General features: G+C 63.6%; 23 protein-coding genes. 13 read left to right on the top strand and 10 right to left on the bottom strand.

Annotated features, from left to right (window positions below):
• Positions 1-44 precede the first annotated feature (44 nt).
• On the top strand, positions 45-1,274 hold the full coding sequence (locus K359_RS0128510; protein ID WP_029082375.1) for a glycosyltransferase family 92 protein: 1,230 nt from the start codon (positions 45-47) through the stop codon (positions 1,272-1,274).
• Between the two features lie 346 nt (positions 1,275-1,620).
• On the opposite strand, the gene K359_RS0128505 is transcribed toward K359_RS0128510, so the two are convergent.
• The 3 genes from K359_RS0128505 to rfbA all read right to left on the bottom strand — a co-directional run bounded on the left by K359_RS0128505 (position 1,621) and on the right by rfbA (position 4,370).
• The gene (locus tag K359_RS0128505; RefSeq protein WP_245284742.1) at positions 1,621-2,286 is read right to left on the bottom strand and encodes a hypothetical protein; all 666 of its coding nucleotides are present in this window, start codon (positions 2,284-2,286) and stop codon (positions 1,621-1,623) included.
• A 115-nt stretch (positions 2,287-2,401) separates the two neighbouring features.
• The gene (gene rfbB, locus K359_RS0128500) at positions 2,402-3,469 is read right to left on the bottom strand and encodes a dTDP-glucose 4,6-dehydratase (protein ID WP_029082373.1); all 1,068 of its coding nucleotides are present in this window, start codon (positions 3,467-3,469) and stop codon (positions 2,402-2,404) included.
• A complete protein-coding gene (gene rfbA, locus K359_RS0128495; RefSeq protein ID WP_029082372.1) occupies positions 3,459-4,370 on the bottom strand; it encodes a glucose-1-phosphate thymidylyltransferase RfbA in 912 nt (303 codons plus the stop codon). Before rfbA ends, rfbB begins: the two co-directional genes overlap by 11 nt.
• A gap of 109 nt (positions 4,371-4,479) precedes the next feature.
• On the opposite strand from rfbA, the gene rfbC reads away from it, so the two are divergent.
• Both rfbC and rfbD read left to right on the top strand, forming a co-directional pair.
• Positions 4,480-5,034 carry a dTDP-4-dehydrorhamnose 3,5-epimerase gene (gene rfbC / locus K359_RS0128490; RefSeq protein WP_029082371.1) on the top strand — a complete coding sequence of 185 codons (555 nt, stop codon included), beginning with the start codon at positions 4,480-4,482 and terminating at the stop codon, positions 5,032-5,034.
• A complete protein-coding gene (rfbD, locus tag K359_RS0128485; RefSeq protein ID WP_029082370.1) occupies positions 5,034-5,945 on the top strand; it encodes a dTDP-4-dehydrorhamnose reductase in 912 nt (303 codons plus the stop codon). The genes rfbC and rfbD overlap by 1 nt, the downstream gene beginning before the upstream one ends.
• Positions 5,946-6,079: 134 nt before the next feature.
• Here rfbD and K359_RS0128480 read toward each other — a convergent pair whose 3' ends face one another.
• Both K359_RS0128480 and K359_RS64625 read right to left on the bottom strand, forming a co-directional pair.
• A complete protein-coding gene (locus K359_RS0128480) occupies positions 6,080-7,387 on the bottom strand; it encodes a UDP-glucose/GDP-mannose dehydrogenase family protein (RefSeq protein ID WP_029082369.1) in 1,308 nt (435 codons plus the stop codon).
• A 403-nt stretch (positions 7,388-7,790) separates the two neighbouring features.
• A complete protein-coding gene (locus K359_RS64625) occupies positions 7,791-8,174 on the bottom strand; it encodes a hypothetical protein (RefSeq protein ID WP_245284741.1) in 384 nt (127 codons plus the stop codon).
• A 39-nt stretch (positions 8,175-8,213) separates the two neighbouring features.
• Between K359_RS64625 and K359_RS0128475 the strand changes: the two genes are divergently transcribed.
• On the top strand, positions 8,214-9,950 hold the full coding sequence (locus tag K359_RS0128475) for a glycosyltransferase family 2 protein (protein WP_245284740.1): 1,737 nt from the start codon (positions 8,214-8,216) through the stop codon (positions 9,948-9,950).
• Here K359_RS0128475 and K359_RS57400 read toward each other — a convergent pair.
• Positions 9,891-12,443 (bottom strand): glycosyltransferase, encoded by a 2,553-nt coding sequence (locus K359_RS57400; RefSeq protein WP_029082367.1) that lies wholly within the window; start codon positions 12,441-12,443, stop codon positions 9,891-9,893. The genes K359_RS0128475 and K359_RS57400 overlap by 60 nt on opposite strands.
• Positions 12,444-12,467: 24 nt before the next feature.
• Positions 12,468-13,394 carry a hypothetical protein gene (locus K359_RS0128465; protein WP_029082366.1) on the bottom strand — a complete coding sequence of 309 codons (927 nt, stop codon included), beginning with the start codon at positions 13,392-13,394 and terminating at the stop codon, positions 12,468-12,470.
• 111 nt (positions 13,395-13,505) lie between these two features.
• On the opposite strand from K359_RS0128465, the gene K359_RS0128460 reads away from it, so the two are divergent.
• The 5 genes from K359_RS0128460 (at position 13,506) to galE (ending at position 18,012) form a co-directional block, all read left to right on the top strand.
• Positions 13,506-14,798 carry a glycosyltransferase family 4 protein gene (locus K359_RS0128460; RefSeq protein ID WP_371261194.1) on the top strand — a complete coding sequence of 431 codons (1,293 nt, stop codon included), beginning with the start codon at positions 13,506-13,508 and terminating at the stop codon, positions 14,796-14,798.
• A 45-nt stretch (positions 14,799-14,843) separates the two neighbouring features.
• Entirely contained in the window at positions 14,844-15,506 is a 663-nt protein-coding gene (locus tag K359_RS0128455; RefSeq protein ID WP_029082364.1) for a ParA family protein, read from the top strand.
• Between the two features lie 331 nt (positions 15,507-15,837).
• Positions 15,838-16,467 (top strand): transglutaminase-like cysteine peptidase, encoded by a 630-nt coding sequence (locus K359_RS0128450; RefSeq protein ID WP_029082363.1) that lies wholly within the window; start codon positions 15,838-15,840, stop codon positions 16,465-16,467.
• A 152-nt stretch (positions 16,468-16,619) separates the two neighbouring features.
• Entirely contained in the window at positions 16,620-16,877 is a 258-nt protein-coding gene (locus K359_RS61610) for a hypothetical protein (RefSeq protein WP_029082362.1), read from the top strand.
• Positions 16,878-17,016: 139 nt separating this feature from the next.
• Positions 17,017-18,012 carry a UDP-glucose 4-epimerase GalE gene (gene galE / locus K359_RS0128440; protein ID WP_029082361.1) on the top strand — a complete coding sequence of 332 codons (996 nt, stop codon included), beginning with the start codon at positions 17,017-17,019 and terminating at the stop codon, positions 18,010-18,012.
• Between the two features lie 17 nt (positions 18,013-18,029).
• Here galE and K359_RS0128435 read toward each other — a convergent pair whose 3' ends face one another.
• Together K359_RS0128435 and K359_RS0128430 are read right to left on the bottom strand one after the other, a co-directional pair.
• On the bottom strand, positions 18,030-19,016 hold the full coding sequence (locus K359_RS0128435) for a UbiA family prenyltransferase (protein WP_029082360.1): 987 nt from the start codon (positions 19,014-19,016) through the stop codon (positions 18,030-18,032).
• A 40-nt stretch (positions 19,017-19,056) separates the two neighbouring features.
• Complete coding sequence (locus tag K359_RS0128430) at positions 19,057-20,664, bottom strand: hypothetical protein (protein WP_245284739.1); 1,608 nt, start codon at positions 20,662-20,664, stop codon at positions 19,057-19,059.
• An 87-nt stretch (positions 20,665-20,751) separates the two neighbouring features.
• Between K359_RS0128430 and K359_RS0128425 the strand changes: the two genes are divergently transcribed.
• Both K359_RS0128425 and K359_RS0128420 read left to right on the top strand, forming a co-directional pair.
• Positions 20,752-21,906, top strand: a complete 1,155-nt coding sequence (locus K359_RS0128425; protein ID WP_051346460.1) for a hypothetical protein — start codon at positions 20,752-20,754, stop codon at positions 21,904-21,906.
• Complete coding sequence (locus K359_RS0128420; protein ID WP_029082357.1) at positions 21,903-22,136, top strand: hypothetical protein; 234 nt, start codon at positions 21,903-21,905, stop codon at positions 22,134-22,136. Before K359_RS0128425 ends, K359_RS0128420 begins: the two co-directional genes overlap by 4 nt.
• A 58-nt stretch (positions 22,137-22,194) precedes the next feature.
• On the opposite strand, the gene K359_RS0128415 is transcribed toward K359_RS0128420, so the two are convergent.
• Positions 22,195-22,584: a hypothetical protein gene (locus K359_RS0128415; RefSeq protein ID WP_063618959.1), complete on the bottom strand. Its 390-nt coding sequence runs from the start codon at positions 22,582-22,584 to the stop codon at positions 22,195-22,197.
• Between the two features lie 378 nt (positions 22,585-22,962).
• Between K359_RS0128415 and K359_RS0128410 the strand changes: the two genes are divergently transcribed.
• Positions 22,963-23,625, top strand: a complete 663-nt coding sequence (locus tag K359_RS0128410; RefSeq protein WP_029082355.1) for a response regulator transcription factor — start codon at positions 22,963-22,965, stop codon at positions 23,623-23,625.
• A 304-nt stretch (positions 23,626-23,929) separates the two neighbouring features.
• Positions 23,930-25,306 carry a sensor histidine kinase gene (locus K359_RS0128405; protein ID WP_029082354.1) on the top strand — a complete coding sequence of 459 codons (1,377 nt, stop codon included), beginning with the start codon at positions 23,930-23,932 and terminating at the stop codon, positions 25,304-25,306.
• Positions 25,307-25,437: the final 131 nt, after the last annotated feature.

The following is a 25,437-nucleotide window of genomic DNA, read 5'->3' as shown; positions in this document are numbered from 1 at the left end:
GATCTCGTGGGGAGCGGCGCAGGTTGGACATGGAAATTCCAGCATTGTCTAGTTTCAGCTCAGGCGTGAATCTCGATACGCTTCCAGCAAGTGAGATCGAGACAAGGCTTAGAGAATTCTTTTCCGGGCGGATCGCAAATCCGAATCCCGACGAACTGATCCAATCGGTCAAGCAGTTGGAGCAGCAGTTCGGTGATTACAGGGAATTCCAGTTTGCAAAGGCGGCGGCGCTTGTGCAGGCATGTGATTTCGCCGGAGCGCGCGGTATCCTTCTCGACCTCGTCAAGCAGCTGCCGTCCGACTCGCGGGTGTTGCATCGCCTCGCGATCGCGGATCTCAACATGGGAGCCGCCTCCGAAGCGCAGGACGTCTATCTTTCCGCGCTCGCTGCAGCCCCGAAAAGTGAAAATCTGCGGCGAGAGTTTGCCGGCCTCCTGCGCGTGATGGAGGCGAGGAAGCTCTATGCCGGGATCGATCGCAAGAAGCACGGCCTCGCAGTGGTGTGCGCCATCAAGAATGAGGGCGACGATCTGCTGGAATGGCTGCACTTCCACAAACTGGTAGGGGTCGATCACTTCTACCTTTACGACAACGGCAGCACCGATAATACGCATGCCGTCATCGAGTCCTTCCCGTGGCCCGAAATGATCACGTATCATTTCGTCGCAGGGGAATTCGGTCAGATGCGCGCATTCTCGCATGCGATCGACAGCTATCGCAATTGTTCGGAATGGTGCGCCTTCATTGATGCGGATGAGTATCTGTTTCCGACCGAGGCCGGCAACATCAAGGACGTCCTGGCGGAGGTCGGGCCGGCGCCGGCCGTGGCGGTGCAGTGGTTGAATTTCGGATCGAACGGTCACGACGCGAGGCCGGCCGGCTTGTGCATCGAGTCCTTCACGCGTCGGGCGCCGGACGACTTCCCGGATCATTTCATCATGAAGTCGATCCTGAGGCCCGACACGATCGTGGCCTACCTGCATCCCCATCAATCCCTGATTTTGGGTTGCTACGTCCAGGAAGACGGCACGCCTGTGTTTCCGATCGGCGGGCGCATTACCGCTCCAAAGCGGAACAAGCTCGTGATTAATCACTACTACACGAAGTCGAGGCAGCAATTGCTGAAGAAGCGCGAGCGCGGCAGGCCGTTGGCCGATGGTGATCCTGAAAAGATCCGCGCGATGGAGTTCTTCACCTTGCGCGATCGCAATGACGTTGAAGACGCAACGATTCAACGATTTCTTCCGGAGCTGAAGAAACTGATCCCGAGCTGAATCTGGGGAACAGCGATGTTCCTCGCTGGGGGAGGGCTATCGCCCAGGCGTCCCTTCGGCGACCGTGCAAGCGTCTGGCCTCGTGGCTCGAGACGCGCCGCAAGCGGCGCTCCTCGCCATGAGGGTCTACAGCTCTGCCACAAAAACAACGCCTCATCCCCGCGCAAAGGTTTTGCCTTTGTCGCTGGAGGTGCCTGCCATGGGCGGCGTCGCGAAGGATGGCCGCAAAGACGCGGCGCACAGGATTTTCCAAATACGTTAGCCCCGCTCGCCTGGTAGAGGGCGGCAGGCGAGCGCCCCGATAAATCGTGGGGTGCTTGCAGCGATCCCTGATCGCAGCGGTCGGCTACAGGGGCTCCAGTCGGTATTTCTGCAGCAGCGCTTGCGCGGCGTCGACGTCGATCCTCGGCGGCCTCTGGAAGATCGACATGTTGTTGGCACGCGCGATTTCCCGGGCGACCGTCCGCACCGGATGGTAGTGGGGGCGGTTCTCGAAGTCATGAATTGCAATGAAGGCGCCCGGTGCGGCGTGAAGCACGCACTGCACGAAGCAGGCCACGCGAAACCGGCCATCGATGAAATACAGGTCGGCAGTCCTGCTTTCCGGACGCTCCCAGACGAGTTCGTGATAGTCGGGCCACGAGCTCTCTCGCTCCCGGTCCGCCGGATGACCCCATTCGCGCAGCTTGCCGATATCGACGTGCAGCAGCAGCGGTTTGGTGCTTGCGCCTTTTGTGGCGTCGCCGACGTTGGAGAGCCATTCCTCGGAGGAATCAATGGAGATGACCCACTCCTTCTTGGTTTGGCAGGCCAGCCAGGTGCTTCCTCCCGAGCCAAATTCCAGATAGCGCGTCGAGATATCCACGAAACTCTTGAACAGTGTCAGTTCCTGACCGTCCATTGCGACATTCATGGCGAATCCTGTCGTTTCTTGATTGCTCTGGTGGGTGGCGCCCACCATTGGCGGAAGGCGGATGTGGCTCGTCAAACGGCGATGAGGTTGAATCGTCATCGCGCTTCCCGGCTTCCTGCTTGGACAACGTCCCTCCGCAAGACCGCCTCTGGCATTTCGAGCAAGCGCCGGATGTTCACATCCTTGAACCCGGGCGCTCGCGAGAGATCGGCGACTACTGGTTCAGCCCGACGCGCTCGACCTTGTAGCCGCGCTCCAGGATCGCGCGCCACCATGGCTGCTCGTCGACATACCAGCGCACGGTCTTGGCGATGCCGGTTTCAAAATTCTCCTCGGCGCGCCAGCCGAGCTCGGTTTCGAGCTTGGTGGCGTCGATGGCGTAGCGGCGGTCATGGCCAGGCCGGTCTTTGACGAAATTGATCAGTTGACGCCGCGGGCCTGCCGCAGCCGGCGCGACCTCGTCGAGCAGGTCGCAGATGCTCTCGACCACGTGCAGATTGGTGCGCTCGTTGCGGCCGCCGACATTGTAGGTCTCGCCGACCTCGCCGCGCTCCAGCACCAGCGTCAGCGCCTTGGCGTGGTCCTCGACGAACAGCCAGTCGCGGATGTTCTGACCGTCGCCATAGACCGGCAGCGGCTCGCCGGCGAGCCCCTTGATGATCATGTGCGGGATCAGCTTCTCCGGGAAGTGATAGGGCCCGTAATTGTTGGAGCAGTTGGTCACCAGGGTCGGCAGCCCGTAGGTCTCGTGCCAGGCGCGCACCAGATGATCTGATGATGCCTTGCTGGCGGAATAGGGCGAGTTCGGCGCATAGGCCGTGGTTTCGGTAAACAGGCCTTCGTCGCCGAGCGAACCGAACACCTCGTCGGTCGAGATATGCAGGAAGCGGAACTGGTCGCGCTTCTCGGGCGAAAGCGTACGCCAATGGCGCAGCGTCTCCTGCAGGATCGTGAAAGTGCCGACGATATTGGTCTGGATGAATTCGCCGGGGCCGTCGATCGAGCGGTCGACATGGCTTTCCGCGGCAAGGTTCATCACCGCGTCGGGCTGATATTTTTCGAACAGCCGGCGCAGGTTCTGCGCCTCGCAGATGCAGGCCTTTTCGAACGTATAGTTCAGGCTCTCGGTTGAGCCGGGCAGCGATGCCAGGTTTGCCGCATAGGTCAGCTTGTCGATGTTGACGACGCGGGCGTGGGTGTCTCGCAGCAGGTGACGGACCACGGCGGAGCCGATGAAACCCGCTCCGCCGGTGACGAAAATCGTCGATCCCTTAAACCGCATGTTTCAATACCTCGGCAGTGCGGGGTTGGCCCTGGAAGGAGCGATAGACCGACAGCAGATACTCGCCGTAGCTGCTCTTGGCGGTCTTCTGTGCCACCTTCGCGAAGGCTTCGAGCGAGATGTAGCCCTGGCGCAGCGCGATTTCCTCGGGGCAGGCGATGCGCAAGCCCTGGCGCTGCTCCAGGATCTGGACGAAGTGGCTCGCCTCGACCAGCGAGGAATGGGTGCCGGTGTCGAGCCAGGCAAAACCGCGGCCGAGCACCTCGACATAGAGGTCGCCGCGCTCGAGATAGGCCTTGTTCACGTCGGTGATCTCGATCTCGCCGCGCGGCGACGGCTTGATGCCGGCCGCGATGTCGACCACGTCATTGTCGTAGAAGTAGAGGCCGGTGACGGCGACGTTGGATTTCGGCCGCTTCGGCTTCTCCTCGATCGACAGCGCCCGGTTGGTGCTGTCCAGTTCCACCACGCCATACTGCTCCGGCGCGTTCACGACGTAGCCGAACACGGTGGCGCCCTTCTTGCGGACCGAGGCGGCCGACAGCATGCTCGGCAGGCCGTGGCCGTAGAAAATGTTATCTCCTAACACAAGAGCGACGGAGTCATCGCCGATGAAGTCGCGCCCGACGATGAAGGCGTCGGCCAGACCCCGCGGGGTCTCCTGCGTCGCATAGGAGAAGCGGATGCCGATCTCGTGGCCGTCGCCGAGCAGGCGCTGGAACAGCGGCTTGTCTTGCGGCGTCGAAATGATCAAAATGTCGCGAATTCCGCCCAGCATCAGCGTCGACAGCGGATAGTAGATCATCGGCTTGTCGAACACCGGCAGCAGCTGTTTGGAAACGACGGTAGTCACGGGGTAGAGGCGCGAGCCGGTTCCACCGGCGAGGATAATGCCCTTCATGGTCCCTCACAGTTTGATTATCAAAACATAACATATAGCGTGCGCCGCACAAGTTTGTTATGAGAGCGAATTAACATTTCGGGCCTGCGCAGATCGGAACCCTTGTTAAATGAACGTCATCAAGACCGAACTTCCCGAAGTCCTGATCGTCGAGCCGAAGCTGTTCGGCGACCAGCGCGGCTTCTTCCTGGAGACCTACCAGTTCCCCCGTTATGTCGAGCACGGCATCACGCGGCCCTTCGTGCAGGACAACATGTCCCGCTCGGCCTATGGCGTGCTGCGCGGGCTGCATCTGCAAAACCCCGTCACCCAGGGCAAGCTCGTCTCCGTGCTGCGCGGCAAGGTGCTGGACGTTGCCGTCGACGTGCGCCTCGGCAGCCCGAATTTCGGCAAGCATGTCGCGGTCGAATTGAGCGAGGAGAACCGCCGGCAATTGTGGGTGCCGCGCGGTTTTGCCCATGGGTTCGTGGTGCTCTCGGAAACCGCCGACTTCTTCTACAAATGCGACGATTTCTACAGCCCCAAGGACGAGCTCTCGATCCGGTGGAACGATCCCGCGATCGGGATCAAATGGGGCGTCGACAAGCCGCAGCTGTCGGCCAAGGATGCCGACGCACCGCTGTTGGCCGACGCCAGCAATCTTCCGACCTACGGACAAATCTGATGCGGATCTTGTTGACGGGAACACGTGGCCAGGTTGGCAGTGCGCTCAAGCCGCTGCTGGAAGGACACGGCACGGTCATCGCGCCGCCGACCGCGGAGTTCGATCTGTCGAAGCCGGAAAAGCTGGCGGGCCAGCTTGAAAGCCTGAAGCCCGATCTCATCTTCAATCCGGCGGCCTATACCGCGGTCGACCGCGCCGAGGACGAGCGCGAGCTGGCGTTCCTGGTCAACGCGAAGGGACCTGAAGCGATCGCCAAATGGGCTGCGGCGAACCGCGTGCCGCTGGTGCATTTCTCCACCGACTACGTGTTCAATGGTTCGGGCGACCGGCCGTGGCGCGAGGACAGCCCGACCGAGCCGCTGTCGGCCTACGGCGCGAGCAAGCTTGCCGGCGACGTCGCGATCCAGGCGGCGGGCGGCGCGCATCTCATCGCGCGCACCTCATGGGTCTATGCCGCAACGGGCACGAATTTCCTGCGGACCATCGCGCGGCTCGCCGGCGAGCGTAAGGAGCTGCGGATCGTGGCCGATCAGATCGGTGCGCCGACGACGGCACGCGCGATCGCCGGCGCGGTTGCCGGCATCGTGCTGCCGAACGTCACCACGTTGCACGATCAGCTCGTGCGCCGGGGCGGCGTCGTCAATCTTGTTTGCGCCGGCGAAACCAGCTGGCACGGTTTTGCGCGTGCGATCGTTGACGGACTGAAATCACGTGGCGTCACGCTGGCTGTCGAGAACGTCGTTCCGATCGCCACGGCCGATTTCCCGACCAAAGCGGTGCGCCCGGGCAATTCGCGGCTGGATCTGTCGCGGCTGAAGGCGCAGTTCGGGGTGACGATGCCGACCTGGCAGGAAGCGCTCGCACCTGAACTCGATGCATTTGTCCAGCTCGGCGCGCCGGCCCACGCCTAGCGCGTCTTCGCGCGACGTGGACGCCGGTTTGCGCGAATAAAGCGCGTCAAACAAAAAGCCTCGGTTCTGAGTCCATCAGAACCGAGGCTTCGTGATTGAGTCGACCCGCGGTGATCGCCGCCGGGCCCGGCCGCTCAGCGCGGCCGGCCGATGCTGTCGTAGGTGAAGCCGTGCGCGGCCATCTCGTCCGGACGGTAGATGTTGCGCAGGTCGACGACGACCGGATGCCTCATCTCCTGCTTGATGCGGTTGAGATCGAGGGCGCGGAACTGGCGCCACTCGGTCACGATCACCAGCGCATCCGCCTGCCGCGCGCATTCATAGGCATCCTTGCAGTACTCGATCTCCGGCAATTCCTTGCGCGCCTGCTCCATGCCGACGGGATCGTAGGCCTTCACCTTGGCGCCGAAGTCGATCAGGCCGTTGATGAGCGGGATCGAGGGCGCCTCGCGCATGTCATCGGTATCGGGCTTGAAGGTCAGGCCGAGCACGCCGATCGTCTTGCCGCGCAGCTCGCCGCCGAGCACGTTGGCGACCTTGCGCGCCATCGCGCGCTTGCGGTTGTCGTTCGCGGTCAGCGTGGCTTCGACGATTTTCAGCTGCACGTCGTGGTCGAGCGCCGTCTTGAACAGCGCGCGGGTGTCCTTCGGGAAGCAGGAGCCGCCATAGCCCGCGCCGGCGTGCAGGAACTTGGTTCCGATCCGGTTGTCGAGCCCGATGCCGCGCGCAACCTCCTGCACGTTCGCCCCGACCCTTTCGGAGAGATCGGCGATCTCGTTGATGAAGGTGATCTTGGTGGCAAGGAAGGCATTTGCGGCATATTTGATCAATTCCGCCGTGCGCCGAGCGGTATAGAGGATCGGCGCCTGGTTCAGATAGAGCGGGCGATAGACATCACCCATCACCTTCTTGGCGCGCTCATCCTCGGTGCCGACGACGATCCGGTCGGGATGGCGGAAATCCTGGATTGCCGCGCCTTCGCGCAGGAATTCGGGGTTTGACGCCACGGCGAAATCAGCGCTGGGATTGGTTTCGCGGATCAGGCGTTCGACCTCGTCGCCGGTGCCCACGGGCACGGTCGACTTCGTCACCACCACGGTGAATTTCTTGAGCGCCGCGCCGATCTCGCGGGCGGCCGCATAGACGTAGCTCAAATCCGCATGGCCATCGCCACGCCGCGACGGAGTTCCGACCGCGATGAACACGGCATCGGCTTCTCCGACGGCTCCCGCGAGCTCGGTCGTGAAGGTCAGTCGCCCGGCACCGGTGTTGGTCTTGACGAGCTGATCGAGGTCAGTTTCGTAGATCGGGATCTTGCCGCGCTTCAGGGCTTCGATCTTGTCGGCGTCCTTATCGACACAAACGACCTGATGGCCGAAGTCGGCAAAACACGCTCCTGACACGAGACCTACATATCCCGTTCCAACCATTGCAATCTTCATGAATCCGCTCGTCGATCAGTGTGTGGAGAGGAGGAGTTAGCACTAGCACAATTGGCACCGATAACGCCAAGTTTTATAACGTATAGTTTGTGTTGAAGGTCGGCGGCTTTTTGTGCAAACGGTGATTGCCTGAGTGCAGTTGAGTGCTCGCTAGTCACCCAGGGCGCGCCATGGACGTCATTCTCAGTTTGCAATCGATTGACAACCGAGCCGCCGTTTGAGGGTTGACATGAGGATGAAGACGATCAGTAAGCACAAGCCCTCAGGAACTGAATACGCGTCGTTGCAAACGCAGTTCTCCAGATACGATCGCACCACGTTTTCTGGGTTTGTTTATGACCGCACCGATCTCGGCCGACGCTACACCGTCGAACTGCTCGTCGACGGCGAGCCATACATGTCATCATTGTGTGACGAGTTTGTAACAGAGCTGGCCGACGCCGGGATTGGCGATGGCCGATTTGGCTTTACCTTCCACGTGCACGATCAGGTCGGCTCGAACGCGGGGATCGTTGAAGCCAGACTGGCAAATATCGGAAGTCCCGTCGGTGCTCCGATTCGTTGCGATGTCGCCGCACCAGAGGCGCAGTGGCACCGGATCGGCGATATCAAATGGGCCGGAGGTTTGCGCTTCGAAGGCTGGCTTGCTCAAGACGTCGACGAAGACATCGAAATCCTGATCGCGCAACGGCCGGTGATGACCGTGAGGCCGATCGGGTGGACCAACGTCGCGCGAGGAGGCGAGTTCGGGGTCGGCCGCCGGATTGATTTTCATCTGCCCGAGCATTTTGCGGATGGTCGCGTGCGTGGATTGTCGGCGCGGACAATGTCGGGGCGGAATCTGGTCTCCGAGCCGCTTGCATTTGTCGCGTTCGATCGCGGGCTGGAGCAAACCCTCGCCGATCTCGGGCGCTGGGACAGCGAGCGGTTGCGCGGACAGCTGTTCGACCAACTGCTGCCGGCCTCGGTGCCGTTCCACGCCTATCAAGGCTGGAAAGCGCGCTTCTGGCCGGCCACTCAGTCTGACGTGTCGTCCGAGGCCGCGGTCGTGCTGATCGGCGACGTCAGGGTGGACGAAAGCATCGAGAGCCTCGAAGCCCAACGGCACGCGGCCTGGACGGCGGCGAGCCTGCCAGCACAGGGATTCAGCCAGTTCGATCCGAGAGCTGCGCGCGAATTTGTCGACGGCGATTCGGCCAACAGCGAGTTCTTCGTGTTCTGCCTGAGCGGGACAATTTTCGCGGAAGACGCCCTGCAGCGCTTCGCCGATGTGTTTGCATGTGAAGTCGACTGCGATCTTGTCTACGGCGATGTCGAAGTCCAGGGCGGCGCCGTCTGGCCGCTGGCGTTTTCGGCCTTCGACCTCGAACGTGCGCTCGAGCAAGCCTATGGCGCGTATTGTTTCGCGGTGCGCCGGGAACGTGCGTTGGAAGCACTGCGATCGGCGACGTCGCTTTACGATATCTTCCTGTCCTGCGTGGAGCCTGATCGCACGTTTCATCTGCCGGGATCGGTTGCGGCATTGCCGCGGATCGATGCGTCGGCTGCGACCGCCGAACTGATCGCCGCAAGCGAAGCGCATTTCGCCAGAGCCGGCATGGACGCGAACGTCGAGCCGCGAAAGGCTGGCCTGCTGCCGGCCGTTCGGGTCAAGCGCGCGGTCGATTGGAACGAGCGCACCACCATCATCATCCCGAACAGGAATCGCGCCGAGCTTCTCAAGCGGTGCATCGAGACGGTGACGCCGGCGGTACATGAGACCAATGCCCGGATTCTTGTCGTCGATAACGGCTCGACCGAGCCTGAAACGCTGGACTATCTGGAGAGCCTGCCTGCGGAGGAGATCGACGTCATTTCGGTCGAAGGGCCCTTCAATTTCGCAGCGATCAACAACGCCGCCGTCGATTGCGTCGACACGGAGAATATCTGCTTTCTCAACAACGACGTTCAGGCGCTCGACGACGGCTGGCTGGCGGAACTGTTGTGGCGGCTGGCGGCTCCCGATGTCGGAGCTGTCGGCGCGAAGCTGCTCTGGCCGAACAGCGTCGTGCAGCATGGCGGGGTGGTGCTGGGCACCAACTTCTTTGCCGCGCACGCCTTCAATGACCGGATGGATGGCGATCCCGGCTACGGCGATCTGCTCCAGGTGGCGCACGAATGCTCGGCGGTGACCGCGGCGTGCCTCTTGATGCGCAAGCGCGACTTCCTCGCCGTCGGCGGCATGGACGCGATCCGCTTTCCGATCAATTTCAACGATATCGATCTGTGCCTGAAGCTGCGCCAGCTCGGAAAGCGGATCGTATTCACGCCCGACGCGAAACTCGTTCACCTGGAGTCGGCGAGCCGGGGCCGTGATTCCGCGCCGGATCGCAAGGCCCGCTTCAATCGCGAGCTGGCGATGCTGCGCGCGAAATGGGGAGCGGTGCTGCTCGACGATCCCTATTACAGCCCGCTGCTGGGGCTGGATTCGGCGCCGTTCTCCGCACTTGCATGGCCGCCCCGGTCATGGAAGGCGCGTGCCAATTTGCCGCCCGTTCCGACTGTTCCCCCGATCGGGATGTAGCGCGACATCCTCGATCAGCCAGTCGCGTACGGCCGCGAGTGTCGCGTCGGCATCAAAGCCACGCCGCCGCTTCAGGTCGGTTGTTCGGCCGCGCCCTTGTGTCGGAATCCACTCCGTCGCGGCGGCCGGCAGCCCGGTTGCCAGCAGCGCGTCCACCAGCGGATGTCCAAACGCCGGCGCGCCGATGTCGAGAACCAGTTTCGTGATGCCGTGACCCGCGATGAGTGTGGCAACGTCGCCCGTGGCGATCTCGCCGGTGACCGTGACATTGGTCCGCTGCATCAGCTTGAGATCGTCGAGGGTGGTGCCCAGCACGATGATCTCGACCTCGTCGTCGGCGTCGGCCATTTGGTCGCTCAACGCACGGATGAAGCGAAATTCGGCCGCGCTGGCGTGGAGGGCAAGCAGGCCGAGGCGCGCCGGGCCGCTCGCGGCGTGAGGCCGCGTTGGCGATGCAGACGGTTCACCGAACCTGACCACTTGCAGGCCGAGCACCGCGTCCGAAAAGTCGGCGCCGCTCTGACCGATCGCAGTCACGCGTCGCGCCCCGGCGATCAGGCTTGACCAGTCGGGATCAACGCCAGCTCCAATCGCCGGGCGCGGTGCAAGCGCGGTGTCGGTGATCAGGAGATCGTAGACGAAGCGCTGGGTGAGCTCCGCCAGGCATGCGCTGGGGATGCGGTTCGGCTCTGCGATCGTAAGCGAGCGGATGTCGAGACCGGTGAGAAACTTCAGAAAGGCCTCGCCGCCCTGATGTGTCGCGACGTCGAACGCGATCGACTGCGGTGTTCCGCCGTCGGGGTCGAACGCTGCAACCAGCTGGCGTTGTCCCTCGGAGCGGAAATGCACGATCAGGCTGCGCTCGCCCTCCGCCGCGAGCTGCCGGCATCGCCTGATGGCGATCGCGCGGCCGGCGGCGGAGCCGCACAGGATGATGTGCGGGCCGGTGCCGCGCGCTTCGTGCGCGAGCAGCTTGAGCTCAAGCGCCGCGCGGCAATCGCGCAGCGGATCGGCAAGTAGGAACGCCGCGCACTCGGTCGCGTAGCGCCGGTAGCGGTGCTCGAGAACGCGAAGGTTGCGCATCACCAGCGAGCGCTTCTCGCCAAGAAACGAGCGCGAACCCTCATGTCCGACGAACACCGAGGGGATGCATACGTTTCGGAATCCGGCCTCTGCGGTACGCAGGCAGAAGTCGACGTCCTCGAGATAGCCACGATAGAAGTCGTCGGAGAGCTCACGCACGGCGTCGAGGCATTCGCGGGTGATGTAAAGGCAAAACCCGATGCCGTTGGGGATGTCGATGGCGATGCCGGAATTCGCTGCGCAGGCAAGCTCATCCAGCAATTCCAGTTCGGCGAGCGAGGGCAGGGGGTTCGACCTGTTTGCGACCGGAAAGCTGGTATATTCGCCATTGTTCGAGAGCGGCGTCGCGGTACCTATCCCCGGCATCGATCGTACGACGCTGCGCAGGCGCTGCAGCGCGTGTTGCGGCACGATTGCATCCGAATTCAGCAGCACGACATCGCCGGTCGCCGTCTCGGCAAGGGCCCGGTTGACGGCTCCGACGAACCCAAGATTGTGCGCATTGGTCAGGAGCCGTATGCGAGAGTCCGCAGCCAGCTCGCCGAGCAAATGCTTGATGTCGGGTTCAGGCGATGCGTCGTCCACGACGACGATGGTCGAATCCGGCGTGCAGGCGACCGCGGTCAACGCGCTCTCGATGCAGGCGCGCGTTGCGGTCAGATCCCGATACACCGGGATGATGATGGTGAGCGGAGGTGTTTCGCCGTGTCCGGTGCGAACCGGCCTATGCGCCGCGATCCGGCGATCCGGGGCGCGGTTGGCCGGGAGTTGGACACTTGCGATGACCCGGTCCGCCTGCGTGATCTCGAGCAGCTGCGAGGTCGTGGACGCTGGCCGCATCAGGCGGAAGCTCGCGGCGCGTCGCCCGTTGAGGGCGAATCTGTGGCGTGGATCGGCGGGAAGCGTGACGGTGCTCGATTGGCCCGCCTGCGCCAGTGAAAGATGCGGGGCGTCCGCTCCTCGCCATGTCACCCATCCCTTCACCTCCTCATCGAGGAAGTCGACGCGGGCGCAGCTGTCCTGACCGGCCTGTTCGAGGAGCAGGAGGGCGCCCCTGACCGAATCCGGATCGTTGTCGCGCCGCGCGACGCTTCGTGCGGCGTCGATCTGCTCGGCGCCGTCGCCCCATGCCATCATGCGCCGCGCGGCGACCAGATCGTCCGGCTCGAGCTCGAGCGCCCTTGCCACGCTGGCGACCGCCGCATCCAGCAGATCAAGATGAAACAGCGCTTCCGCGCGCAGCAAATGGGCGCGGGCGTCCGCATGCGGCAGGATCCGGCAGCGGCGATCGGCGAGCGCAAATGCCAGGCGGAAGTCGCGCGCCTCGAGCGCCCTGACGGCGGCCCGCTCGAGATCGATGTGGTGGAGCGTTCTAGACGTGAAGGCGATCCTGCGCGCGACGGCGGTCAAATGTTGCCCTCATGCGCCCGCATGTCAGCCGGCCGTCTTTGCGGCGCTCTGCCGGCTCCGGAACACGCGCACCCGTCCCTCCAGGCGCGGTATTTGATCGACTGGCTCAACGCGCCTCGGCTGCTGGGGCGCAAGCGGCGCTGCCTGCACACGGCGCTCTTCGAGGTTGAGCTTGAGCCCGACCAGCGGTTCCCGGCCTGATGGGCCCGACACCACAATCCGGTTCCCGGACACCCGCAGGGCTGGAGCCCCAAGGAAGATAGTCTCGGCCGAAATGGCGTAGCGATCGACGCCGGGGCCGGTGGCTTCGAGCGAGAAGCCGGTGATGGCCAACGCGCGTCCCCGGGTTCCGGCAAAGGTTCCAATGGGAACGAACTGATTGTCGCCCCGCTGCGGCCTGGCGAATTTGACGGCATATTGCAGGTTGAGATCGTGCGGCATGTTCGGCCATTCGAGGCAAATTCCCTCGATCCGGGCCGGAGCCGACGGTCCGGCAATCCAGGCGTTGGCACCGACCGTCACATCGCCCAAACCCGCAACATGTGCGAGCAGCTTGAGGTCGTCCAGCTCGCCGGCGGCGGCATTGGGCTCGGGCTCGTAGGTGTCGACCGGCTGGCTGACCGGCTGCGCGACCGCTTGTCCAACCTGCTGTCCCTGGGTCAGCGGCTCGATCTTGATATTGGCGGCGGTCGACCCGCCGGCACGCCCTGCCGTGACCTCGACGATCAGGCGGCTTGGCCGGGCGACCGACACGACCAGCGCGCTCTCGGGCGCGAACAGGGTTCCATTGACCACGTCCGGCCCGGTAATGATATTGCAATTGTTAAGGCTGGCGCGATCTGCATATACGCGCACCACCGGAGGTGACGTCTTATCATCTGCGCCATTGTACCGGACCAGGAAGAGACCTCGTGCCAGGTCAACGGTTTTCTGCTGGATCTGTTCGTTCATCGCCGCCTGTGAACCTAACCGAATGTGTCGATATATCTCTCACACAGTGTGCCCCAAAAATTGATGTGATAGAAGGGGTCTTAATGTTAATCTGGTAAGATAGTTTCACCCGTGCAGATCGATGACACACGCCCGGTCATGGTGCCGACCCTGACCTCCATGGAAGATCGCGCGGCCGGGGGGCGCGCTCGCCCGCCGATGAACGTCCTCTTCGTCCACAATAACTTTCCAGCCCAGTATCGCCACATCGCGCGTGCGCTTGCGGATCAGCCCGGAAACAGGATCGTTGCGGTCGGTTCGTCGACTGCAGTCACTTCGCCCGACATCCGGCTGATCAAATACTCGACCACGAAGGCGGACGCCGCCGCGGTGCATCCCTTTGCCCGCCGTTTCGATACCGAAGCCCGGCGCGCGGAAGAGGTTCTGTACGCGCTGTCATCGCTGTCGGGGCAGGGCTTTGTCCCGGACCTGATCTTCGCCCATCCCGGATGGGGCGAGACGTTGCCGCTGCGCACGATGTTTCCGAGGGCGAGGATCATCCTGTATTGCGAATTCTACTACGGCGCCGAAGGCAGGGACGTCGGCTTCGATCCGGAATTTCCCATGACCGGCCTTGATGGCAATGTCGCGCTCCACCTGAAGAATGCGACCACGCTGCTGGCGCTCACCGAATGCGACGTGGGCGTTTCACCGACGCCATGGCAACGGTCGACCTTTCCCGCCGAGTTTCGCAGCAAGATCGAGGTCATCCACGAGGGCGTGGACACCGACGAGGTGAAGCCCAATCCTGTCGCGAGGCATCAGCTTTCGAACGGTGCGATACTCTCGGCAGACGACGAGGTGATCACCTATGTCTCGCGCAATCTGGAGCCGGTGCGCGGATTCCACGTCTTCATGCGATCGCTGCCCAGGATCATGGCTGCGCGGCCGAATGCGCAGGTCGTGATCGTCGGCGGCAGCGGCACGTCCTATGGCGCGCATCCGCCCAAGGGCGCGAGCTGGAAGTCGACGTTCCTGGACGAGATCAGGTCGGACATCGACCTGCGCCGCGTGCATTTTCTCGGCCGGATTCCGCGGGAACAGTATCTCGAGCTGCTGCAGATTTCCTCGGTGCACGTCTATCTGACCTATCCCTTCGTGCTGTCGTGGTCGCTGCTGGAGGCCATGAGCGCGGGATGCGCGGTGGTGGCGTCCGACACTGCCCCGCTGCGCGACATCATCTCGGATGGCAACGGCCTTCTCGCGCCGTTTTTTGATATTGATGCGCTGTCGGATCAGGTAATCTCGGTGCTGTCACGGCCCAGGGCCTTCAAGAAGATGCGGATGAAGGCGAGGAGCTTTGTGAGAGACAATTACGACGCAAAGCGCGTCTGCTTGCCCCGGATGCTGACGCTCGTTGGATGACGGCGTCCTCCCGCGCACCAATGGGAAGAACGCCAGGAGTTTGCGATGCCGCTTGTCATCTCAGTTGCCCAGCGCAAGGGCGGGGTCGGAAAGACGACCCTTGCGGTCCTGCTGGCCGCAGAACTGGACCGGCGTACGCGCGCGGTGGGACTGGTCGACGCCGACTCGCAGGCGTCGGCGTGTCACTGGGCCGAGCCCGGTAATCTGTCATTTCCGGTCTACCAGCTCGATCCTGAAACCCGGCCGGTCGCCGAATGGGCCACGCTGATGCGCCAGGTTCCGCATCAGATCATCGTCGTGGACTCCGCGCCCAACGATCGGGCACTGGGTGCCGTGCTCGCAGTCGCCAATATTGTGCTGATGCCATGTACGCCCTCCGGACTCGACATCGAGGCGACCGCAAGGACGCTCGACATCGTGCGGGAGGTGCGCGCATCGCGGCGAACGGCGCTCCGCGCCATGATTGTGCCGAACCGCGTCGACCACCGCACCCTCGAAGGCCAGCAATTCATCGAGGAGCTCGATACATTCGAGGAAGCGATCGGGCCGACGATCGGAAGCCGCTCGGCCTATGTTCGCGCCTTTGCGTTGGGGCAATCAGTTGCCGATTTCGCCGGCGGTACGCCGGCGGATATCGAGATCAAGACGCTTGCCGATCTCGTCATGAGCTGGAGCGGGATCGCGCCGCGACAACGGGTGACCATTTAACAAAGCGCCGGCCGCTTCACGCGTGGCTAACCATGCCGGCGTGGGAACAAAAAAATTCTGCAGCGTAGTCGGCGCCTTCATCCAGCGGCCGCCTTGGCAGAAACCGCGGAATGAGGCCGCAAAAGCCCATAACGTTAGGATTTGTTGACGGTCGCAGATCGGTGCGCGCGCCATATCGGCAAGCCGAAATGCCCGCCATCGGGGGGAACCCTTGCTTGGTTAACGCATTGCTCGCGCAGAGCTGAGCATTTGAAGCAAATGCCGCTGCGCGCTTGAGGCTAGGCTCAAGACATTTCCCGTACATGCTTCCCGTCACGGTGGGGAGTGAAGAATGTACAACGTCAAGAGATTGGTGGCCCTGGTTCTGGCCATCGTTGCGCTTGGGACAAGCGCACGGGACACGCAGGCCGGCATGATCGGCCTTCCGCTGCCGCTGCGCGGCGTGATCGAGAAGATCCGCTTCAGCGAGCCGACGCTGGCGCCGATGGCCTACACGATGTTCTGCATGCGCTATTCCGACGAATGCAAGCAGAAGCCGCGCGCCCGCATGGTGTTCCGCGGTGGTGCGATGCGCTTGACCAAGCAGCGCATCGCCGACCTGATCGAGGTCAATGCTTCGGTCAATCGCCAGATCACTCCGCAGCGCAATGAACGCGGCCTTGCCGACGAGGAATGGCTGATCAATCCGGCGCGCGGCGATTGCAACGACTACGCCGTCAGTAAGCGCCATGAGCTCTTGGCGCGCGGCTGGCCGATGCGCAATCTGCTGCTGAGCGAGGTGGTGACCTCCTGGGGCGAGCATCATCTGGTGCTGGTGGTCCGCGCCAAGGGCGGCGACATCGTGCTCGACAATTTGAACGCGCAGATCCGCAACTGGTCGCAGGCGCATTATCGCTGGGTCAGGATGCAGACCCCGGCGAACCCCGATCACTGGGCCGCCGTCGCGCAGCTCGGCGCCTGAGTTTTCAAGTTTGCCCTATCGATCGAAAAGTGGCGCGGCGAGACATTTCGCCGCGCCATAAGGACGACGAGGTAGCTGGGGCTTCCGTCACGGTCCCGGAACGATTGGCGGCGTGACCGGTTGATGTCGATCCAACCCATCGAGGCATCGACATGAAGCTGGCCAGTCTTGTCACAACTGCGGCGCTGGTCGCAGCCTCCGGCGCTCCGGTGCTTGCGCAGGGCACCGGGCAGACCACGCAGGGTGCACCCCGCTATTCGATCGATGGACCGGGCGGTGGCGTTCCGACATCGCGGCCGCAGGCGACCCAGCCGGTGCCGCCGGCAACACCGGTTTACCCTAATGGGAGGCCGTCGCGACACGCGCCGCCGGTCGGGCAACGGACCAACGTCCCGCTCGGGTCGCGCTAACCGTCACGTCGGCGGCAAATCCGTTCGGTCTTAACGCTAATCCCATCGTCGTTTTGCCGCGTCAGACGGAATGTCGTACCCATGCAGTCGCTGCGTCTGTTGAGATGCAGGATTGGTCCGCGCAGGGACGACATTTTCAATGGCGAGCAGGGGTTCGATACTCATCACGGGCGGCGCGGGATACATTGGGTCCCACTGCGCCAAGGCTATTGCCGAGGCGGGATTTGTCCCCGTGGTCTACGACAATCTGTCCACCGGCCATCGCAATTTCGTGCAATGGGGACCGCTGGTGATCGGCGACGTCGCCGATCACGGCAGGATCGCCGCTACCATCCGCGAGCACGATGCGCTCGCCGTGATGCATTTCGCCGCATTCAGCGCCGTCGGCGAGTCCGTCGCGGATCCGCAGAAGTACTACACCAACAATGTGACCGGCACGCTCGGCCTGCTGCGCGGCATGCGCGAGGCGGGCTGCGACCGCCTGGTGTTCTCCAGCACCGGCGCGGTCTACGGCAACGCCGGGCGCGATCCGATTCCCGAGAGCGCTGCAGGTCCGACCGTCAATCCCTATGGCCGGTCCAAATTCATGATCGAGCAGATGCTGGCCGACTATCGCGCGGCCTATCAGTTCAAATCGGTCTGCCTGCGCTACTTCAACGCCTGCGGCGCCGATGCCTCCGGCACCATCGGCGAGCTCCGCGATCCCGAGACGCACCTGATTCCGCGCGCGCTGATGGCGCTGCTCGGGCACGTGCCGGACTTTGCGATCTTCGGCGAAGATTATGAAACGCCTGATGGCACCGCGGTGCGCGACTACATCCATGTCGACGATCTCGCTGCCGCCCATATCGCGGCGCTCGAGCTGCTGTTGAACGGCGGCGCCGGCGGCGTGTTCAATCTCGGCACCGGCACCGGCTATTCGGTGCGCGAGGTGCTCGACGCGATCCGCGCCGAAACAGGCGAAGCGGTGCCGAGCGTGGTGCGCGAGCGCCGGGCCGGTGATCCGCCGATCCTGGTGGCGGATCCCTCCAAGTCGGAGAGCGGCCTCGGCTTCAAGGCGAGCCGGTCCGATCTCGGCTACATCATTCGTTCGGCCTGGGCGTGGCACCAGAAGGCGCATCCGCGCCGGCGATAAACCCGCGCCGCGAGATTTCAATCGAGGGTGATGTAGTGCTGCTCCGCCAGCCGGGCGAGGAACGGCATGTCGACAAAGCTTGCCACCAGAAAAACGGCGACCAGCGCCAGCACGATCAGCATCAGGCCGCGCTCGCCATAGAGCTTCTCGGGCTTCTGCGCCGATGATCCCGGCGATGTCGACATCGAAAAATAGGTGGTGAACAGCATCACCACCAGCGGCATCGCCAGGATGTATTCGATGCGGTACTTCACCAGGAACACCGAGAGGAAGAACACCGAGAACAGCGAGTAGCTGAGGCAGGAGGCGGTCAGCGACACCTCGCTATAGTCTGCAAAGCTCGCGCGGTAACGCGCCAGCAGTTCCCTGCCGTGGGACGCGGCAATCTCGCGGTATTCGGACAGCCGCTTGGCGGCCATTAGGAATGCGCCTCCGAACCAATAACACAGGATCACCGAGCCTGGCGGCAGCGACGTCGGGTCGATCATCGCCCAGCCGATCAACAGCCGCAGCGGATTGTTGACGGACTCCGAGATGACGTCGAAATAGGCCTTGTCCTTGCTGCGGAGCGGCGGGACATTGTAGACGATGCCCTGCAGGGCAAAGATGCCGGTTGCAAACAGCATCAGACGGCTGCTCGCAGCTGCGCAGACCAGACCAAGCGCGACCAGCAGCAGCCATTCGATGCCGATGATCTTGCCGTCCATCGCACTCTGGACCGCGGAGCGCTGCGACTTGGTCGGGTGATGCCGGTCGAAGTCGCGGTCGAACCATTCGTTGATGACGTAGTTGGCCGACGCGATGCAGACCGCGGCCACAAGGCCAAGGACGATCGAGCCGGCAACATGATCGCCTCTTACGCCGCGCAGCAGGCAGGCGAGGATGACCCCGGGAACGATGAAGATGTGCTTGGTGCTGTGATCGAGCCGCAGGATCGCGAGGTACTGCCGGATGCCCGCGGCAGGCGGCTTGCCGGCTTCGACCTTGCTGTCCATCAGCGCCATCGCGCGATCCTTTCCTGTTGTCCTCGATCTCGGCGATCGCCTAATTGAGGAGGTAGACATCGAAGCTTTCGTCGGTCCTGGCGGGGCCGAAGCGGCGGATCATCGTGGTCGCCTCGCGGAAATCGCGGATCTGCGCGGCCGAGGCGCGGAATGTCCGCCAGTCCTTGCCCTCGTCGTAGATCCGGTCGGGCGTGATCTCGTCGAGCCGATAGGCCAGCAGGATGATGACGGGCGCGCCGGTGGTGTCGCGGAGCGAGCGCGCCAGGCGCAGGGTCTCGCCGAGATCACTGTCCATCCTGCCCTTGCGCGAAAAGATCACGACGCTTCCGAACTTGTGATCGCGGGCGAGATAGACCCGGTTCTTGACGTAATAGGGGAGCGCCTCGACCAGGTATTCCGGCTCGCTGAGGATAACCGCGTCGGCGAGATCCGCGCGTGAGGCGATCAGGCGGCCGAGATCGGCGCTGCGGCTTGCGACGACACCGGTCGCCGCGTTGCGCAGGTCGTTGACGCCTGCGGCGGTCTGGATCGCGAGCACCAGCAGCAGTGAGACGCGTCCGATTGCCGCCAAGAGCCGGTCGCGCGACGTGCGAGAGGTGGATGTTGCGGTGACCTGGCGCCAACTGATCCAGTACAGCGTGATCAGGAAGCACAGCCAGACCGCGGCGTGGCGGTAGGCGCCGTTGGCGGCGACGGCGAAGAACAGCGACGTCAGCAGGAGCGAGCTGAAAGCAGCAAGAAACGCCGGCCGCCGCGGCAGCAGCCCGAGCGTCACGGCGAACAGCAGGACCGAGCCCACGATCCCCGGCAGCAAATTGGCAAACAGCGCTCCCAGCGACGTCCCGCCGGGGTTCACCAGGGACAGAACTGCAGCGGTCAGCGGTGATGAGTGCGACCAGTCGCGGGCCGCAGCATCATTATAGGTCGGCAGCATCGTCGCCGCGCAGATCACGACGCCGATCGTTGCGATGATGGCATTGGTCGCGAAATTGGTCAGTTGCGGCGACCAGCGCCAACCGTGAACCTCGAGCAGGCCGAACAGCCAGAACAGCAGGAACGCGCCGGCCATGATCGCGCCGACGACATTGGTGTTGGCGAGCAGGAATAATAAGGCGCCGAGCAGGACACCGCGGTCGCGATGGGCCGGATAGCAGGCCGCGATCGCGAACAGGAACAGGGCCGAGATGCCGTAATTCCGCGCCATCACGACATATTCGAACAGTAATGCATGGCTGGTGATCAGAAGCAGGACCAGCGGCCGTGGGAACGGCGACCGGAAGATCAGCAGTGCGACCGTGACAAGCCCGGCCACGAAGGCGACACCTGACAGCACCTCGACGCGGCCGAACGCGGCATGCGCACCGCGTAGCAGCAGGTACCAAAGGGCAGGGTGGCCTTCGCCGTGCAGTCCTCTCAGCATCGCGATCAGATCGTCGCCGTTCAGCGCAATCGTGAGCGCGCGGATTTCGTCGCGCCACATCACGTGACGGGCGATCTGGAAACCCACCAGCGCGATCCATCCCGCAAGCAGCAGGATGTCGCGCCAGGATCGGCGGTCCCGCTTCGGCGCGAACAACCAGTCGTCCAGGATCTGCCCGGGAAGGATCAATGAACCCCGCTGCGGTTCGGTACGATAGGGTTGGAGCACGGTGTCATCCGCGAGCTGCGTCATTTGTGTTAACAGTGAAAGCCACCTAGAATACATTAACGTTATGATCAAACCAGACTAACATTTATGACGTCGACGCCGGCCCAGAGGACGGTCAGGGACATCAGCCCTGCGCACCCCGAGGCGGAGTTCGCGCTGGTGCTGGCGCGAACCATCGACTTCGTGAGTTCAGATCCGCAGCAGCTGCGCAGCGCGGTCTACGAGCTCGCGCGGCAGAAGCTGCAGCAGCTCGCCCATGAGGATCCGAACGAAAAGCAGCGGCTGCTGCAGGCGCTGGAAGCGGCGATCGAAGGCGTCGAAGCGCACACCAGGAACCATCCGGTCGAGAAATTCCCGGTGCCGCCGGCGCGGGCGCTGCCGGCATTTCTGGAGGCGGCGGGCGCTGCGCGGAGGATCGAGGGGCCGCCCCGGATCGATGCCGAGGACGCATTTGTCACGACGCTCGAGCGTGGCGAGCCCGTCGAGGTGTTGCGCCGTCCGCGATGGTCGTCGTCGGCGCCGCTGCGTTATGTTGCCATGCTGGGCTTCTTTGGACTGATCGCGGCGGTTGTCCTGCTGCAGCAACGCGGTGCGTCCTTCGGAGCCGCACGCGCGATGATTGCGGGCGCACCCACGCCGGCGCCGGTTGAAACCCAAAAGCCTGCCGTCGCCGCCGTGCCTGCACCGGCCGTTGCCGCCGCGCCGCCAGCGCCGAAACGGCCGTTGCCGACCGCTTACGGCGTCTACGCCGAGAGCGGCGGCAGGCTGTACGAACTGCAATTGATCCAGGGGCGGGCGCCGGATCCGCGGATAGCGATATCGGCTGCGATCACGAGGCCGAGCGAGACCGCATTGCCTGACGGCCATCTCCGCTTCATCGTGTTCCGGCGCGAAGGCAGTAGCGGCGCCTCCGACCCGATCGATGTGCGCCTGATCGCGCGCGTGACCCAGCAGACCACGTTCGACGCGACCGGCAAGCCGGTGGTCTCGCCGGGTGACGACACCTGGGTGATCCGCAACATCTCGATCCCGTTCCGTGCCGCGCCGCTGAGCGAGGATCCGCAGATGTTCGAGGTCCAGCCGCGCGACGACGCGCCGCTCTCGCCGGGACGCTACGCGCTGATCCTGAAGGCGCAGGCCTACGATTTCACCGTCGAGGGCGCGGTGACCGACAAGCGGCATTGCCTGCAGCGGCTGGCGGCCGCAAATGGCGTGTTCTATTCGGAATGTGAGAAACCGTGAGCGGCGCTTGGCTCCGGTTCAGTGCCGTGTTGGCGCTGTTGGTGGCGTCGAACGCCGCCGTCGCAGCACCCGATGCCGAGACGGCGAAACGGTGCTTGCGCGCAGCCTACATGGTCTACCCGTACAAGCGGCCGGGTGCCGCGCCGATGAATGGCGACCGGCTGCACTTCTTTCAGCAATGCATAGCGCAGGGCGGCAGCAAGTCGGCGGAAGTCCCCAAAACCGATTGAGCCGGAATGAAGCCCCGCGCAGCCGCAAGTGTGGCTTAGGGCGCAGCGCGCCGGCGGCTCAGCTCGCGGGATGTTCCGCGCGCGATCTCAACCTGCCGAACTGGCTGCGCAGCACAAGCAGCACCAGACGACCGGCGCCGATGCCGGCGAGACCTCCCGCCACCTTGACGACCGCATCAAGCAGCCGGCCGTGGCGGTCCGGCGTCAGCAATTGCATCGCCTCGAGCGTGAAGGCGCTGAAGACGACAAAGAGCACGATCAGCGCGGTGCGCCGTGGATAACCCAGCACGAAGGCCAGCGCCATCACCGCATACGCCGCGAAACGCTCGGCCTGCGGATGGGCAAACGAGGGCCGGTCCTGGATTGAGGACAGTGTGACGAATGCGATGAAGGCCAGCGCGAGCCAGCCGACAACCACCGCGAACGTCCTGATCTTTGAAACAAGCAACGATCTTTTCCGATCCCTGTGCCCCCGCCGCACCGTCGCTGGATTAGCCCATCGCTTGGGTCGGCGACACGGAAATGGCCGGCGAAGGTTAACTGCCCGCCGTCTGTGCAAATGGTCACAGCGCTGACGGCACCGGTTCCGCAACGAAGGGTTGGCCGGCGAAACGTTCGAGTGACAGGTATTATAGTGCCCCTATTTGAAACCCGAACGCGCTCCATCCGCATCTGATTGATGGAACCCGCGAGGCTTGCGCGCGTCTTGGGGATGGTGCACCTGACGAAATATTTAGGTTCGTCTGGCTGTTCCATTCATAGGCCGTTCACGGCGGGAAGCCTCATTTGATGCTGGATATCGCAATGCTCACTCTCGGAGGCCAATGTGCGTCTGCTCGTCGTAGAGGATGACCCGGATCTGAACCGCCAGCTCACCACCGCGCTGACGGATGCCGGCTATGTGGTCGATCGCGCTTTCGACGGCGAGGAGGGGCATTTCCTCGGCGACAGCGAGCCTTATGACGCGGTCGTGCTGGATATCGGCCTGCCGAAGATGGACGGTATCTCGGTGCTTGAGGCCTGGCGGCGGAACAAGCGGGTGATGCCGGTGCTGATTCTCACCGCACGCGACCGCTGGAGCGACAAGGTTCAGGGCTTCGATGCCGGCGCCGACGATTACGTCGCCAAACCTTTCCATCTCGAGGAGGTGCTGGCGCGGATCCGCGCCCTGCTGCGCCGGGCGACCGGGCATGCCCAGGTCGAGCTGGTCTGCGGGCCGGTGGCGCTCAATACCCGCACCAAGCGCGTCACCGTCAACGGCAACCCGATCAAGCTGACCTCGCACGAATACAATCTGCTTGATTACCTGATGCACCACACCGGGCGGGTGGTCTCGCGCACCGAGCTGGTCGAGCATCTCTACGACCAGGACTTCGACCGCGACTCCAACACCATCGAGGTGTTCGTCGGCCGCATCCGCAAGAAGTTGGAAGTCGATATCATCCAGACCGTGCGCGGCCTCGGCTACATGCTGTCGCCGCCGATCTAAGGCATGATCCGGAAAAGTGTGAAGCGGTTTATCATGCTTAAACAAGAAGCTAAGGCGCGATTACGATCCAACTGATCTCATCGCGCTTCAGCGCGTCTTCGAGCGAAGTGGATACCGATTCGCGTGAGGAAAGCGCGACCAAACAAAGGGATAAGAGTATATCCTGTTCAATCGGATGATGCTCTTAAGGCGCTTGATCGCCATGCGGGCATTGGCATGATCCGCGCCAGGAGAAACTGGATTCGCCAATGTCTTTTGCCGCTGAATCTGTTGCCGCTGACCCGATGTTCGGGCCCGTGCCCTGATGGGCGGCAGCTCGCTTGCGACCCGCCTGTTCGTCTCGGCGACCGCCTGGGTGGTGGTGATCCTGGCGATCACAGGCGTCATCCTGTCGTCGGTCTATCGCGACGCGACCGAGCGCGCCTTCGACCGGCGGCTCAATCTCTATCTGCGCACCCTGATCGCCGAGGTGGCGACGCCGGACGAGCCGGCGGACCGCCAGTTCCAGTCGCTCGGCGAGCCGCTGTTCGACCTGCCGCTGTCGGGTTGGTACTGGCAGATCACCCGCACCGATACCGAGAAGGGCGAGACCCGCGCCTCGCGCTCGCTGTGGGACAAGAAGCTGCCGAAGCTCGAGGAGCACGGCGCCGAGCTGACCGCCGCCGGCGTCCGCCTCGGCTATGTCGACGGACCCGAAGGCCAGAGCCTGCGCGTGGTGGAGCGTCCGGTCGATCTCGGCGCCGACGGCAAGTTCCTGGTCAGCGTCGCCGGCGACGCCACCGAGATCTTCGATGAGACGCGCAGCTTCGACTATTATCTGTTCGGCACCTTTGCCGCCCTCGGCATCGTGCTGCTGCTGACCACGATCTTCCAGGTGCGCTACGGCCTTGCGCCGCTCAAGCGCATTTCCGATTCAATTGCCGATATCCGCTCCGGCCGCGCCGAGCGGCTGGAAGGCCGGTTTCCGGTCGAGATCGCGCCGCTGGCGCGCGAGACCAATGCGCTGATCGATGCCAACCGGGAGATCGTCGAGCGTTCGCGGACCCATGTCGGCAATCTCGCCCACGCGATCAAGACGCCTTTGTCGGTGATCGTGAACGAGGCGGCCGCGCATGCCGCCGATCCCTTCGCCAGCAAGGTGTTGGAGCAGGCCGACGTGATGCGGGACCAGGTCGCGCACCACCTCGAGCGTGCGCGGATCGCTGCCCGGGCCACCATCGTCAGCACGATCACCGACGTCGCTCCGGCGATCGAGGCGCTGCGCCGGACCATGGAGAAGATCCATCGCGACCGCGACCTCGCCATCGAGGCGAAGGCCGATCCGTCGGCACGGTTTCGCGGCGAGCGGCAGGACCTCGAGGAGATGGTCGGCAATCTCGTCGACAACGCCTGCAAATGGGCGGCCTCGCAGGTGTTCATCGAGGTCACAGTCGTGCCGCCGGAGGCGCAGGGTGCCGGGCCGAAGCTGCGCATCGTGGTCGATGACGACGGACGCGGCCTGTCCGAGGACGAGCGCGCCCAGGTGGCGCGGCGCGGCCAGCGGCTCGATGAATCAAAGCCCGGCTCGGGGCTTGGCCTGTCGATCGTGACCGATCTCGCCGGCCTCTATGGCGGCAATCTCACCCTGAATAACGCGCCGATCGGCGGCTTGCGGGCCGAGCTCGTGCTGCCGGCGGTCTAGGCCGTGGTGGGATTGGGTTGAGCTGGAGAGGCAGCGAAGTCTCACCTCTCCCTTGGGAGAGGTCGGCGCGTAGCGCCGGGTGAGGGATTACGGTCTCTCGTTAGATCCGCGGCCCCTCACCCGATTTGCTG

It is taken from the genome of Bradyrhizobium sp. th-b2, assembly GCF_000426785.1.
GTDB lineage: Bacteria > Pseudomonadota > Alphaproteobacteria > Rhizobiales > Xanthobacteraceae > Bradyrhizobium > Bradyrhizobium septentrionale.
This window is presented reverse-complemented; position numbering and strand designations above follow the sequence as displayed.

What these genes read in the sequence shown, in the direction of transcription:
- K359_RS0128505 (WP_245284742.1), bottom strand. Translation starts at nt 2,286, where the DNA reads ATGACGATTCAACCTCATCGCCGTTTGACGAGCCACATCCGCCTTCCG.
- K359_RS0128455 (WP_029082364.1), top strand. Translation starts at nt 14,844, where the DNA reads ATGCCGCTTGTCATCTCAGTTGCCCAGCGCAAGGGCGGGGTCGGAAAG.
- K359_RS0128475 (WP_245284740.1), top strand. Translation starts at nt 8,214, where the DNA reads ATGTCGGGGCGGAATCTGGTCTCCGAGCCGCTTGCATTTGTCGCGTTC.
- K359_RS0128465 (WP_029082366.1), bottom strand. Translation starts at nt 13,394, where the DNA reads ATGAACGAACAGATCCAGCAGAAAACCGTTGACCTGGCACGAGGTCTC.
- K359_RS0128435 (WP_029082360.1), bottom strand. Translation starts at nt 19,016, where the DNA reads ATGGCGCTGATGGACAGCAAGGTCGAAGCCGGCAAGCCGCCTGCCGCG.
- rfbB (WP_029082373.1), bottom strand. Translation starts at nt 3,469, where the DNA reads ATGCGGTTTAAGGGATCGACGATTTTCGTCACCGGCGGAGCGGGTTTC.
- K359_RS64625 (WP_245284741.1), bottom strand. Translation starts at nt 8,174, where the DNA reads ATGCTCGGGCAGATGAAAATCAATCCGGCGGCCGACCCCGAACTCGCC.
- rfbC (WP_029082371.1), top strand. Translation starts at nt 4,480, where the DNA reads ATGAACGTCATCAAGACCGAACTTCCCGAAGTCCTGATCGTCGAGCCG.
- K359_RS0128425 (WP_051346460.1), top strand. Translation starts at nt 20,752, where the DNA reads ATGACGTCGACGCCGGCCCAGAGGACGGTCAGGGACATCAGCCCTGCG.
- K359_RS0128405 (WP_029082354.1), top strand. Translation starts at nt 23,930, where the DNA reads ATGGGCGGCAGCTCGCTTGCGACCCGCCTGTTCGTCTCGGCGACCGCC.
- K359_RS0128480 (WP_029082369.1), bottom strand. Translation starts at nt 7,387, where the DNA reads ATGAAGATTGCAATGGTTGGAACGGGATATGTAGGTCTCGTGTCAGGA.
- K359_RS61610 (WP_029082362.1), top strand. Translation starts at nt 16,620, where the DNA reads ATGAAGCTGGCCAGTCTTGTCACAACTGCGGCGCTGGTCGCAGCCTCC.
- rfbD (WP_029082370.1), top strand. Translation starts at nt 5,034, where the DNA reads ATGCGGATCTTGTTGACGGGAACACGTGGCCAGGTTGGCAGTGCGCTC.
- galE (WP_029082361.1), top strand. Translation starts at nt 17,017, where the DNA reads ATGGCGAGCAGGGGTTCGATACTCATCACGGGCGGCGCGGGATACATT.
- K359_RS0128450 (WP_029082363.1), top strand. Translation starts at nt 15,838, where the DNA reads ATGTACAACGTCAAGAGATTGGTGGCCCTGGTTCTGGCCATCGTTGCG.
- rfbA (WP_029082372.1), bottom strand. Translation starts at nt 4,370, where the DNA reads ATGAAGGGCATTATCCTCGCCGGTGGAACCGGCTCGCGCCTCTACCCC.